We start from the raw sequence: 13,707 nt of genomic DNA, 5'->3' as shown, positions 1-13,707 counted from the left end.
AGTTATCAGATCCAGCCCGCTTCCAAAAGCTCTTCGGTGTTACTCACTTTAAAGTCATGATATAAGTTAAAAAATACCGCTGGATCTTCAACATTATCGAGTAGCTCTCGTTTATGGAGCGCCACAAACATCGCTAGTGCATAAGCTGCAGAGTGGATAGATTTTTTTGGATTAAACTCCATATCAGTAAAGGCTTGATATTGCATCACCTCTTCATGCAGCTGAGGGTTTTGCTTTAGCGCATTCACATACAACCAATCATAAAATGTCGTTAATGGCTCTACACTCCACTCCATACCGAAATAATTATAGCCAATGAGTTCACCCGAGGTGATTAATCGCTCATCTTTTTTGGCTTGTCTGGGCGGTGCACTTAGCAAGTCGATATAGGGGCCACCATCCTCAAAAACCATACTGCTTTGAAAGGCGTTTTCGACACTATACTGCTCGCCACCATTCTCATTAGTCAGCTTTAGGCTCAAAGGGCTCAGCAGAAAACTCAGCTTATTACCCGATTTACTCGACAGCTCTAAAACATAATTAAATCCATATTTTTTGCGAATAACTTGATGCATATCATTGATAGATTTTTTCTTTTGCCGACTCGCAAATCCCACATGGCGCTCAAACCGAACCATGTCTGTTTTTACCAGATTATCACTGTTCACTCTAGGCATGAATACAGGTCTTTTTTCTACCGCGCTTTGTGCTTGTTCCATCGTGATGTACCTTATATCAATAATCTTTTATCAATGTTCTTTTATAACTGATTAAGTGCGTCTGCCCAGTCCGAAATATATCGAATTCAATCAGCGCTCGCGGGGCAGTTTATCTTATTATGGGTCATTTATCCTGCTCTATTTTAGCGTTATCAATAACCTTGAGCTATGCTGAATAAACGGTAAAGATAAATTTGGTGAATTTCAGCTTTATCGTTTGAGATGGATGTTGAGACGTAACTTCATGTGGTGACTCTTGAGAGAGTTAAACCTTCCAAAATTAGAAAAAACTACTTAATAATGAGCAATTTTTAAAATTAGAAATTTCTTAATGTATCTGATTACTATACAGGTAGTTGCCACCTTATAGTGTTAGTAACCATCCAGCGGCTCCGCAGCCAATCACTACCAGCCAAGCAGGGACTTTCCAGAACATCAAAGCAATGAGAGCGACCAATGCCAGACCAAAATCTTTTGCTTCAACAATAGCGCTTGTCCATACAGGCTGATAAAGCGCTGCCAATAACAAACCAACGACCGCTGCATTGATACCAGATAGTGCGGCTCTTGTGCGCAGATTTTGGCGTAGACTCTCCCAAAACGGCAGGACGCCCATAACCAATAAAAATGACGGCGCAAAGATTGCTATCAAGCAAATCACCCCTCCTAGCCAGCCACTAGGAGCTTGATTCATCGAGGCACCTAGAAATGCTGCGAAGGTAAATAAAGGTCCTGGCACTGCTTGCGTAGCTCCGTAACCTGCTAAAAAAGTATCATTACTTATCCAGCCTGCGGGAACAATCTCAGCCTGTAATAATGGCAATACTACGTGTCCGCCACCAAACACAAGTGATCCTGCACGAAAAAAGATATCTACCATAGATAGGGTTTGGCTTGGATACAATGCAGTTAGCAGCGGTAAGCCAATGAGCAATGAAAAAAACAAGAACAACCAAATAAGCCCAGTCCGACGTCTCACAGTAATAGGAAGCGGGTCATGAGCAATCACTTTTTCAGGTTTGAACCATAGCAGCCCAATAATGGCGGCAATCGCAATAACACTTACTTGAGCTAATGCAGAAGGCACCAAAAGTACAAAACAAGCAGCCAGCGCCATGATAGAGATTCGCGCAACATCGGTGCAGAGATTTTTCCCCATACCCCATACCGCTTGCGCAACCACAGCCACTGCCGCGACCTTTAAACCATGCAATACACCAAGTGGAACAATATCCCCATAACGGCTAATACCTATGGCAAACAACATAAGCACTATGGCAGAGGGTAAGGTAAAACCCGTCCAAGCAGCAAGCGCGCCAGCATATCCTGCTCGAGATAACCCGATAGCAATGCCAACTTGGCTGCTGGCAGGTCCTGGTAAAAACTGACAGAGCGCGATTAAATCGGCATAGCTGTTCTCAGTCAGCCACTTGCGGCGTATTACAAACTCATCACGGAAATAGCCCAAATGAGCGACAGGGCCACCAAATGAGGTCAACCCCAATCTAAGGAAGATAAGAAAAACAGCCCATGCTGATTTGCTTTCAATATTGGCGTTATTATGATGTACCACGTGTCACTCTCCTTGGCAGACCGTATAAAGAGAAAGTGTTATAACTTAAAGTCACATACAAAATTTGATTGGCTGTTTAGTATTATTTTCACTTACTATTCAGCATCATCTAATAATTTATTCAGGGTTTCTATCATGGCATCGTCTATGATGTGGTCTTCTACATAATCCACTATCTGATAGAGCGTCGCCAAATCCATTGCACGAATACCTAAGCTCGCTAACTGCGCATTGATAGCCTCTAAGCGTTCGTTGTCATCGGTACCGTCACTCGCGAACCAATACATCTGCTCTAGCAAGGTGTCTTGTTTGGTTAATGTTGAATAGCTATCGCCCTGAATAAATAAATTAAAATAATAGGGCATCTCTATATCATTAATAAAAAAGGTACGCTTACACTCTAGGGTATAGGCTTGCGCTTCTTCACTGTCATTGCTGTCAACGCCATCAATACCTGCATCATTTTGGTCGTCTTCGCCATGTTCAAGCTCTTCTTTTACCAAGCCCTCTAGGAGTTGGTAGCGCCCTGCTTTTATTTTATGATTGTAAATAATACTCGCATCCGCGATTGCTTCGAAGATAATGGCGCTAACATCTAGAGTATGATTATCAATATCATAGAAGCTTTTTAGCGCAGGTAAAAATTCAGTTAGCTGCTCTTCAGGGACTGGTATGAGAAATTGCTGCTCGTATATCTTGATCATGTCTTCGGGCGCGTAAGTATTGGCAGTATCAGTCTCGTTTCTACCAGTAGGCTGTAATGGTAAAAAATCATATGGGTTATCATTGGTCATTTGGGACGGCCTTTTATGTGTGTTAGATTTAATAGATGTCTACTATCAAAAAAATGAGAGTCTCTAAGCGGATATATCGCTCTTAATATACGCTTAAAATTTATGCGGGTATTGTCGCTTATTTGGACAATTTTAGATAGACAGCGATAGACATACCCCTTGAATTATTCTCATAAAAAAAGACCTTACCCATCAAATAGGCAAGGTCTAAACGCTAAGCCGTACCAAAAACGCTAGGTGTTAATTATAAAAACAATAGCCCTAAACCAATCACAACACCACTAACAATCAGGACGATGACACAAAAACCCATGATATCTTTGGCTTTTAGCCCCGCAATTGCCAAGGCTGGCAATGCCCAAAACGGCTGAATCATATTTGTCCATGCGTCACCCCATGCAACTGCCATAGCAACCTTTGCAGGATCGCTGCCCAGCATCTCTGCCGCCTCTAACATAATGGGTGCTTGCACTGCCCATTGCCCACCACCTGAAGGGACAAAGAAATTGACGAGTCCTGCACTTAAGAAGGCAAAAAGTGGCAATGTCTCAGCTGACGAGATATTGACGAATGCTTCTGACATCACGCCTGCCAAGCCTGACGCTGTCATCATACCCATGATTCCTGCATAAAACGGAAACTGGACAATAATAGCACCAGCACCTTTGACCGCTTCTTGAACGGCAATCAAATACTTACGAGGCGTTCCGTGAAAGATAATCCCAAGGAACAAAAACATAAAGTTGACCAAATCAAGCGTCAAGGCAAAGCCATTTTGTACAAAATAATAGACGATAAAAGCAATACCTAATGCGCCAATGATCATGGATAAAATCCAGCTATTTTCCAAACGCTCTGCTGGTGTCATGTCCGATTTTTCTGGCAGCACTTCATCAATTGGTTCAACCAGAAGTCTCGGATCTACCGTCACCGTATCTTCTTTTTTCGGCATCATCAAACGGTTGAGTAAAGGAACGATGACAATCAATGCCACAACGATTATTAAGTTATAGCTGGCAAAAATGGTTGCACTGGTCGGAATAATACCAATCTTATCAGCGAAAGGATGCCCTTCTGTGGCAATAGATAACGGAATGGAGCCCGAAAAACCAGCATGCCAAATAATAAAACCAGAATAAGCACTGGCAATCAATAAACGGTAATCGACATTCTCTACACGCTTTGCCAATTCTTTGGCGAATAATGCCCCAATCACCAACCCAAATCCCCAGTTAATCCAACTTGCCGCAAGGGATACTAAAGTTACCAAGATAATGGCACTGCCCGGCGATTTTGCTAAACTTGCCAGCTTTCCTAAACCTTTTTTAAATATCGGACTGCTTGCCAATACAAAACCTGTGACTAATACCAACACCATCTGCATTGAGAATGCGAGTAATGCCCAAAACCCTTCACCCCAAAACGCCACCATCTGTACCGGTGAAGAGTCAGTTAATCCTAAACCCAGTACAAAAATAACCACTGTTAAGATAATAACGAACAAAAATGGATCCGGTAAATACTTCTCCATTAAGCTATTCGAAAAATGGGTAATCCCTTTCATTTTATAACTTCCTTTTTATATAAATTTTCCTTGAGTGCTATTATTAGCTAACTATAGTCAAAATACTCTAAAAACACTACGGTACTGCTATGAATGACTCTTTTTTATTTAGACCTTAAGCGTCCTGTCTACTTTTACCTATTTAGTTATATCTTCCACATATAAAAAGGCTTCCAAATAGTTGAAAGCCTTTTTATTTTATTTAAGTGATGAATCATAAATTGATTATGACGCTCTAGAAAACGCGCGTCAAACCAATTGTTATGACAAAATCTGAATAATTACTATCTTACAGGTGGCGTACCTTCAGCATTAGAGAGTACGGCATCGATTTGTATCAATGCATCCATAGGGATTGCTGAAACTCCAAACACTGTTCTGGCAGGCAGCTCACCGTCAAAAAACGTGGTATAAATATCGTTGACCGTGTCAATATCGCTAACGTCTTTGAGTTGGATAGTTACTTTAACGATGTCATCCATTTTATGATTGGTACTCTCGACAATGGCTTTGATATTCTCTAAGCACTGCTTAGTCTGCGCCAGTGTATCACCGCCGATAAGCTTACCTGTTTCAGGATTGATAGGCAATTGACCTGAAAGGTGGTTATAGTGAGAAAAAGCAACCATCTGCGTGCTTAACGAGTGCTTTGGCGCCTGCTCAGTATTATTGGCTTTGATCACAATGCCATGTCGATCTTCAACGGCCTGTGGCGGTGTGCCATCTCCATGTGATACCACGGCTTCAATCTGTACCAAAGCGGCCATAGGTAACCCTGAAACCATAGTCACTGTACGCGCCGGTAGATAATTGACGGCTCTGGCAATAGCCGTGTCTGGGAAAAAAGTACTATAGACGTCATCGACGGCTGCAATATCAACAAGGTTGGTTAGACTAATATTTATTTTGACAATGTCATCAACACCGACATCAATACTGGTCAAAATCGACTTGATATTGGCTAGGCATTGCGTAGTCTGTTCTGCTATACCACCTGCTATTATTTGCCCTGAAGCAGGGTTAATGGGTAATTGCGCTGAGATGTTATTGTAATGAGAAAAAGCAACTGTCTGGGTAGATAGAGAATCGATTGGCGCATTATCGGTGTTTTTTGCCACTTTTACGAGCTCGCAAGGGGCTTGCGGGTGAGTACCTTCGCCATTTGAAAGTAATGCATCCATTTGTACTAACGCATTATCAATAGGCAGCTCTGCAACCATCACTACGTTACGTGTCGGCAAATAGTCGGTAAAGAAAGTACGATAGACAGCATCTACTGCCTGCATATCTGCAATATCTTTTAAAAATACAGTGATTTTAATCACATCATCCATGAGGTGATCGGTACTTTCCACAACCGCCTTGATATTATCTAAGCACTGTTTGGCTTGGGCTGTGATGTCAGCAGAGGCTAATGCTCCCGTCTTAGGATCGATTGGTAACTGCGCTGAGATGTTATTGTAATGAGAAAAAGCAACGCTCTGAGTTGAGGTTGCGCTAATCGGCGCACGGTTCGTGTTTCTAGATAATTTTATGATGGTATCATTCATATCGTGATAATCCCTATTTGATATATTTATTAATGCAGCAGGCATCTAGCCCACTGTCGTCGCTTTAAGATCTTTAGCAGATGCGAAAAGGAATATGAGAAACTAAAAAACCGTAGGAAGTCCCTACGGCTTCTTAGCTTGATGCGAAACGAGATTTTTTTTGATTAATACATATTAGCCCGCAGCCAATACCCCACCAATAATAGCAACCACGCCGCCTAATGCACGGGTAATACGGTTATCGGCTTTGAGCATCATGGTACCCAGACTACGACCGATAAAGGTAATAGCTAAGGTGGCGACAACGAAGCCAGCCATATAAAGCAATAAGCTTGAACCTTGTGTCATTTCAGTACCATGAGCATAACCGTGGGCGACCATAAACAGGGCAACCAATGTTCCACCAACAGCAGTCGGTAGTTTTGCTAACGTGGCGATTAGTACACCGACTAGCAATACTGACATGGCGATACCAGTCTCTACCCCAGCCAAACTGACACCCGCCCAAGCAAGGCCTGCGCCAGCTATCATGCCGCCTACGACAAATAACGGCGTGCCACGTTTCATCGTAGTGTTTTGGCGGATACTCCAAAAACCAATCGCGCCCATAGCCAATAAGTGGTCAAGGCCCATCATCGGATGCAGTAAGCCGCTAAGGAAACCATTGCTCACCTGCTCGCCATGGCCAGGGTGGGCCATCGCCAAAGTGGCAGTCATCATCAACCCTGCTGTCAGCAGCAATTTAGTCATTTTATTCATCTTTCTCTCCTATTTTCTTGTTTTCTATTATCTAACTAATTGATTGGTCTATTTAATACTTTGAAGTACTGTCCGCGTACTTATAGTTGATCCACTTTTAAAAGAGTACAGAACTACTGGGATTGATTATTCGCAGCCTCTGTCTGCGTAGCCACAGCAAGCAAGAAAAATTAACCCCAGTAGTGTTTGATAATATTTGCATTTTTTTATTTAGGACTGACTATAATTATTAAATGCGAGCAATTAAGCATTAAGCATTGGCGCTTAGCTTTTCAGGACGACGCTCAGGTAACATGCCCTGCTTTAAGATAAAGCTAATGATTTCTTCTACGCCTACGCCGTCATATAAGTTGGTGAAGATAAAAGGACGTTCTCCGCGCATTTTCTTTGAATCACGCTCCATGATATCTAGCGAAGCATGGACATATTCAGCGATATCAATTTTATTAATAATCAGCAGGTCTGACTTAGTTATACCTGGGCCACCTTTACGAGGGATTTTGTCACCAGCAGCGACGTCAATGACATATAAGGTCAAATCAGAAAGCTCTGGGCTAAAGGTCGCTGCCAAGTTATCGCCGCCAGACTCTACTAACACCAGCTCTAGGTTAGGATGGCGCGTTTGCAAATCATCAATTGCGGCCAGATTCATCGAGGCATCTTCACGGATAGCGGTATGCGGACAGCCGCCAGTTTCTACACCCAAAATACGATCGGCAGGCAAGGCGTCGTGCTTTAACAAAAAATCAGCATCTTCACGCGTATAGATGTCGTTAGTAACCACAGCGATATCATAGTGATCTTTTAGCGCACTACATAACTGACGTAATAGAGCTGTTTTTCCAGAACCAACCGGACCACCAACACCTACTCTTAAACAATGTTTCATGTATATTTTCCTTATCTAAAAACGAAGCATTAATTTAACTTCGAAATAATCGTGAATATTGAGTTTCATGCTGAGCACTACCCAGTGCTAAGCCGGGTAAAATCGGACCCAATTGCTCATCAGTTAATGCTAACGCTTTATCAACTGCCGCCACCAGTTGCGGACGCAAGGTCTCGTTCAAACGTTGTGCAGCGGTATGACCGAGTGGCAGGGCTTTACAGGCAACCGCCAGCTGATTTTCTAGCCAGCCCCAAGCAAATCCCAGTAGAGCTTGACGTACAGGCACCTGCCTTTGATGAGCCGTCCACGCAAAGACAGTGACATAACCCGGGTCTGTTGGTAGCTCGGCATGACCTAACGCTGTCTGTGGCTGCAAATCCAAACTGTTTAGTAAGCGTATCAATGCTTGACCTAAACGTGTGTCTTCATCGCTCAGCTCAGCCGTTTCCCGATTGGCATGTAGCCAGTCATTCCAAAAGGCCAGACCATCACCGTCATTATTTGCCCAACATCTCTGTAAACGTGCTAGGACAGGCAGTTCACAACGCGTCAAACCGTCACCTAAAACGCCTTCCAACCATTCGCCCAGTTGAGCTTCATTATTGACCCAACCCAGCTCAAACGCACTTTCCAAACCTTGTGACCAAGCAAAAGCACCAATAGGTAATGCTGGGCTAATTAATTGCATCAAACCTAACAATGCTAGATCGCTCACAGCATTTGACGGCTCATTAATGCGCATGGTTATGACCGTCGTGTTCAGAATGGTCGTGGTCATGAGAATGAGAGTGAGAATGCGCATGACTATTTGAGTGCGAGTGCTCGCGACCAGCCTGCGCATAAGCACCAGATTCAGGATCAAATGGTGCGTCGTGATGCCTTAAATCTGCTCCCAATAGTACTGCTAGCTCCTCAAGCACATGATCTGGAGGAAAACGTACCCAATGACGCCCATCTTCATCGCTACCAAGGGCGAGTGACACATGTCGATTACCTAAGTGGTAGCACAGTCTAGCGAGTGGTAAACCGCTTTCGATATAAGCAGTAGCCACTGGCTCATCAGCTGCAAGAACCTGAATCACCTCACCACTATCGGCTTGTAGCAAATCACCATGACGAAGCACAGGACCTCGGTCAAGAAACAGACCCATATCACGTTCGTTATCACTAACTGCCTTTAGACGGCCACGAATACGTAGCTCATAAGGCAAGGTCAAGGTGTCATAAATATCAACCAAAGCATTACCATCCATTCTTTTTATTAATTCAAGCATATTATTATCCTTACAAACGATTTAAAACAACTGGCCTAAAACAAATGATAAAGCTGAGCTAATGGCAGTTCAGAGAGCGGCTCACACGTTAAAAGCACACCGTCTACACGAACCTCATAAGTTTCTGGATCTACCGTGATGTTCGGGCAGTAATCATTCAGCTTCATGTCTTTTTTGCGCATGCTGCGAACGTTTTTACACGCGACCAATCGGCTTTTTAGCCCCAGTTTTTCTTCGAGTCCCGTGTTCATCGCAGCTTGGCTAACGAAAGTAACACGTGTAGCAGAAACTGCACGTCCTAGCGCGCCAAACATACGGCGGTAATGTACTGGCTGCGGGGTCGAAATTGCGGCGTTAGGATCACCCATTGCTGCGCCAGCAATCATGCCGCCTTTTAAGATAATGGAGGGCTTAACACCAAAAAACTTAGGACGCCATAGTACCAAGTCTGCCATTTTGCCAATCTCTACCGAGCCCACTTCATGTGATACACCATGGGTGATGGCAGGATTGATGGTATATTTGGCAATATAACGTTTGACTCGGAAGTTATCAGTACCGCGCTCTTGATCTTCTGGTAGCAGACCACGTTGCAGCCGCATTTTGTGCGCGGTTTGCCACGTACGGCAGACCACTTCACCAATACGGCCCATGGCTTGCGAGTCCGACGAAATCATCGAAATAGCGCCAAGATCATGCAAGATATCTTCTGCAGCAATGGTCTCACGGCGGATACGCGAATCAGCAAAGGCCACATCTTCAGGAATATTTGGGTCTAAGTGATGACACTCCATCAGCATGTCGAGATGCTCGTCAACAGTGTTGATGGTGTACGGGCGTGTTGGATTGGTCGATGACGGTAAAACATTTGGCTGACCACAAGCGACAATAATATCTGGCGCGTGACCACCACCCGCACCTTCAGTATGATACGAATGGATACAGCGATCTTTAAAGGCCTCTAGCGTATCTTTAACAAATCCTGACTCATTTAAACTATCGGCATGTAACGCTACCTGAATATCGTAACGGTCAGCAACATCAAGCGCATTACTAATCGTTGCTGGCGTTGCCGCCCAATCTTCATGAACTTTTAAACTCATAACGCCAGCTTTGACTTGCTCTTCAAGTGCTGCAGGCGTACTGGCACTGCCTTTACCCAAAAATCCGATGTTAATAGGCAGGTCATCCACGGCTTGCATCATTTTGCCAATGTGCCACGGTCCAGGCGTGTTGGTGGTAGCGACTGAGCCAGTTGCAGGGCCAGTACCGCCACCAATCATCGTGGTTAAACCGCTCATTAACGCCTCATCTACTTGCTGCGGGCAGATATAGTGAACGTGAGTATCTACCGCGCCTGCGGTCAATATTTGGTTTTCACCAGCGATAATCTCAGTACCTGCGCCAATGATAATATCAACATCCGGCTGCGTATCAGGGTTGCCGGCTTTACCAATAGCGGCAATGCGCCCGTCTTTTAAGCCAACATCGGCTTTTACGATGCCCCACCAATCAATAATAATCACGTTGGTAATCACAGTATCCATCACTGAGTCTGAGCACAATTGGCTTTGACCCATACCATCACGAATCACTTTACCGCCACCAAATACTACTTCTTCACCATAATGAGTGTGGTCTTTTTCAATCTCGATCCAAAGCTCAGTATCGCCTAAACGGATGCGGTCGCCAACGGTCGGACCATACATATTGGCATAGGCGTCGCGAGATATTTTCATCGTGTTTCTCCTGAATCTAAATTGTCATCTAGCGCACCCATTACCTCACCTCTAAAGCCAAAGATGCGGCGCAGTCCGGCATAAGGCAGTAGTGACACCTCACGTTTTTGACCTGGCTCAAAGCGCGTAGCGGTGCCGGCAGGAATAGCTAGGCGATGGCCATAGGCTTTTTTGCGATCAAAGCTCAGTGCGCTATTGGTTTCAGCAAAGTGATAGTGAGAGCCCACTTGTATAGGGCGATCGCCAGTATTGGCCACTTCAATCACAAAGCTCTCGCGCCCTACGCACAGTTCAATATCACCTTTCTTTAATTGATATTCACCCGGAATCATCATGCTCTCCTTAAGCTTTATGCTCTTATTAGATAATAGGACTGTGAACAGTCACCAGTTTGGTGCCATCAGGGAAAGTCGCTTCGACCTGAATACTTTCAATCATCTCAGGTACACCTTCCATCACATCATCACGAGTTAAAATTTCACGACCAGCGCCCATCATTTCTGCCACAGTGCGTCCTTCTCGTGCGCCTTCCATAATCTCACAACTTATCAGAGCAATCGCTTCTGGATAATTAAGCTTCAGCCCTTTTGCCTTACGGCGCTCAGCCAAAAGCCCAGCAGTAAAAAGCATTAATTTGTCTTTGTCTCTGGGGGTTAGTTCCATTATTGTCTCCATTATTATTGATATTGTTGTGCTGAAAACCGATTGATTTGCGGCTTGCTTTTATGCGTAATCGAAAAAAATACGCAAAAGAATTATTAGGTTAACCAAATGCGCGGCGTCACTGCCTCAACATCCATCAGTCTTGGGCGCAGAATTTCCCTCGCTTGCTGCAATATATCCCACGCTTCATTTCGCTCCATGCCCAAATATCGTAGTAAGAGCACACCGCGGCGATAAGTCACCGCCCAATTGTGGTTGGCAGGTATTTTGTCGCGTAGTTCGGCAATGGTCTCAGCAGGGTCACTCAGTCCGACTGCCCACAGAGTAGCGTGAACCGTAGCACCGCCTTGTCCCCATTTACCTAAAAAGCGAGGATGTGTTGGGTCAATGGCTTGGCGCTCTAACCATAGTGGCTGACCTTTTCGGCTAAGCTGAAAGCGCTGTTCAATGATGCCGCTGACATAAGGTAAGTCGCTGGCTGGGCGACCAAGGCCTATAATTTCCCAGCCCAAGCATTTAGCCGTTTCAGCCAAATCGATAATCACCGTTTGCTCACCGCGTGATCCATCAAAAGCCAGCGTTTCTTGTGGCAGCCATTCAAGCGTGGCACCGTCTTCGACTTTGAGATGAGTATGCTGTGTCCAAGCGACATTATTGCTATCGGCTCGATACAGTTTGTTGGCAGCTGGGGTGGTTAATAAAGCGTGAGCGTTTTCAGACACCGTAACGTCAATGGTTAAAGAATCACCGCTGGCAATACCGCCGGGTGGATGCAGAAGATACACATGACAGCAGCCATCACGACCTTCAGGGTAAAAAGCGCGCTGTACCCGTAGTGGACCATAGTGACGTGCGACATTCATGCGGGTAATGCGAGTGTCCGCTTCAGGATAGGCTGCAAACCCCAGAGTTAATGAGGCTGGCCAATGGCGGCTGGCATCAAAACGATGCCCAGAATCTATGATTGGCTGCGGATGCACAGGCATAGAAGATAAAATCGTCATGCGATTGGAAACCTTTTTTATAGGCCCAGCGCGACATACATCGCTGAATCGTCAGAAAATTGGCTGACAATAGCAAAATGAGAAAATACATTCACGTGCGCGGGTGAGGTTAGAGTGACATTGGCAGCCTAGTAGCTGTCAGCGAATGTCATCAGTTGGGCAATGATTGCCTAAAAACCATAAAACGAGTAGTGCAGATAAATTGCGATGTACCATCAGGGTAGAAGATGCTTCCCTTGATATGTGTATGAGCTTAATCAATGCAAATAGGCACTCTAAAAAAGCACTTATTGGCAAACAGCCATACTGTTTATCTCTTATAAGCCAACCGTACATAATTGTCAAATTATTTCTTTACACATTGGTAAAAATTATGGCAGCTTAATCTTATTTTTATTTAATCTGTACTGTGAATCTTGTAGTAATTCAATAAGATAGATAGCTAGAGGGTAGTAACCCTAACAAACATGAGACGAAAATTTCAAAGTATTAACACTTATTAAATATTTTGGAGGAAGTCTCAGCAAAAAATTACTGCTTCATCCCCATCCTGCCACGGCTGAAATTTGGTCATCGTTTGCAAAAAAAACGCATGCTGCAGCCAATCTTGTAACCATCGCTGTAGATTTGGATAAGGCAGGCTATAAAAAACATTACGATCGACATGAGCGAATTGACGGACAAAAGGCATAATACCAATATCGGCAATCGTTACAGTTTCCCCTAGCAAATAAGGATTTTTAGTCAGCAATTCCTCTAACACTTGTAAAAATATTTCACCCTTCTGTCGATACTCTGTCTGGGTCATGTCTGTATGACGATCGGCATATTTATAGCGATCGAGCCAATATTTAAATTCGTTGTCGTTTTTATCAATCAGCGCATTGGCCTGCTGCAGAACCTCTGCATCCAAAAGCCCTTGCGGATCTTGCTGCTCAAGCGCCCATATCATTATCTCTGTACTCTCTTCAATCACCGTCCTATCTACAAGTTGTAAAACAGGTACCGTACCTTTTGGGCTAATGGCTAGCATCTGCGACGGCTTATTTTTCAGTGTTATTTCGCGCAGCTCTACCTGTAGCTCGGCAAACAGTATGCCGAAACGGGCGCGCATGGCATAAGGGCAGCGACGAAAAGAATACAGGCAATGATAAGAGGAAGTCATAGGTAGGGTTCGTA

Annotated in this window: 14 protein-coding genes; all 14 read right to left on the bottom strand. The window is 44.3% G+C overall.

Features of this window, described 5'->3' with window-relative positions; translation table 11 throughout:
* Positions 1–5: 5 nt before the first annotated feature.
* On the bottom strand, positions 6–719 hold the full coding sequence (locus M0221_RS04640) for a DarT1-associated NADAR antitoxin family protein (protein ID WP_483284507.1): 714 nt from the start codon (positions 717–719) through the stop codon (positions 6–8).
* 364 nt (positions 720–1,083) lie between these two features.
* Positions 1,084–2,292, bottom strand: coding sequence for a chromate efflux transporter (gene chrA, locus M0221_RS04635; protein ID WP_483284506.1), 1,209 nt, complete (start codon positions 2,290–2,292; stop codon positions 1,084–1,086).
* A 95-nt stretch (positions 2,293–2,387) separates the two neighbouring features.
* Positions 2,388–3,086 (bottom strand): hypothetical protein, encoded by a 699-nt coding sequence (locus M0221_RS04630; RefSeq protein WP_483284505.1) that lies wholly within the window; start codon positions 3,084–3,086, stop codon positions 2,388–2,390.
* Between the two features lie 244 nt (positions 3,087–3,330).
* Positions 3,331–4,650 (bottom strand): short-chain fatty acid transporter, encoded by a 1,320-nt coding sequence (locus tag M0221_RS04625; protein WP_483284504.1) that lies wholly within the window; start codon positions 4,648–4,650, stop codon positions 3,331–3,333.
* 284 nt (positions 4,651–4,934) lie between these two features.
* Positions 4,935–6,200, bottom strand: a complete 1,266-nt coding sequence (locus M0221_RS04620; protein ID WP_483284503.1) for a Rid family hydrolase — start codon at positions 6,198–6,200, stop codon at positions 4,935–4,937.
* Positions 6,201–6,374: 174 nt separating this feature from the next.
* Positions 6,375–6,959 (bottom strand): HupE/UreJ family protein, encoded by a 585-nt coding sequence (locus M0221_RS04615; RefSeq protein ID WP_483284502.1) that lies wholly within the window; start codon positions 6,957–6,959, stop codon positions 6,375–6,377.
* A 250-nt stretch (positions 6,960–7,209) separates the two neighbouring features.
* On the bottom strand, positions 7,210–7,848 hold the full coding sequence (ureG, locus tag M0221_RS04610) for an urease accessory protein UreG (protein ID WP_149492599.1): 639 nt from the start codon (positions 7,846–7,848) through the stop codon (positions 7,210–7,212).
* Between the two features lie 34 nt (positions 7,849–7,882).
* Positions 7,883–8,590: an urease accessory protein UreF gene (locus M0221_RS04605; protein ID WP_483284501.1), complete on the bottom strand. Its 708-nt coding sequence runs from the start codon at positions 8,588–8,590 to the stop codon at positions 7,883–7,885.
* On the bottom strand, positions 8,580–9,122 hold the full coding sequence (ureE, locus tag M0221_RS04600; protein WP_483284500.1) for an urease accessory protein UreE: 543 nt from the start codon (positions 9,120–9,122) through the stop codon (positions 8,580–8,582). The genes M0221_RS04605 and ureE overlap by 11 nt, the downstream gene beginning before the upstream one ends.
* A 35-nt stretch (positions 9,123–9,157) precedes the next feature.
* Positions 9,158–10,861 (bottom strand): urease subunit alpha, encoded by a 1,704-nt coding sequence (gene ureC, locus M0221_RS04595; RefSeq protein WP_483284499.1) that lies wholly within the window; start codon positions 10,859–10,861, stop codon positions 9,158–9,160.
* Positions 10,858–11,193 (bottom strand): urease subunit beta, encoded by a 336-nt coding sequence (locus tag M0221_RS04590; RefSeq protein WP_483284752.1) that lies wholly within the window; start codon positions 11,191–11,193, stop codon positions 10,858–10,860. The genes ureC and M0221_RS04590 overlap by 4 nt, the downstream gene beginning before the upstream one ends.
* 28 nt (positions 11,194–11,221) lie before the next feature.
* On the bottom strand, positions 11,222–11,524 hold the full coding sequence (ureA, locus tag M0221_RS04585; protein ID WP_011513222.1) for an urease subunit gamma: 303 nt from the start codon (positions 11,522–11,524) through the stop codon (positions 11,222–11,224).
* Positions 11,525–11,619: 95 nt separating this feature from the next.
* A complete protein-coding gene (locus M0221_RS04580; RefSeq protein WP_483284498.1) occupies positions 11,620–12,528 on the bottom strand; it encodes an urease accessory protein UreD in 909 nt (302 codons plus the stop codon).
* A 520-nt stretch (positions 12,529–13,048) separates the two neighbouring features.
* Positions 13,049–13,693, bottom strand: coding sequence for a glutathione S-transferase (locus tag M0221_RS04575; protein WP_483284497.1), 645 nt, complete (start codon positions 13,691–13,693; stop codon positions 13,049–13,051).
* Positions 13,694–13,707 lie beyond the last annotated feature (14 nt).

The sequence above is a fragment of the Psychrobacter sp. ANT206 genome (assembly GCF_056880555.1).
Note: the sequence above shows the minus strand (reverse complement) of the source record. Positions and strands in the feature narration are given on the sequence as shown.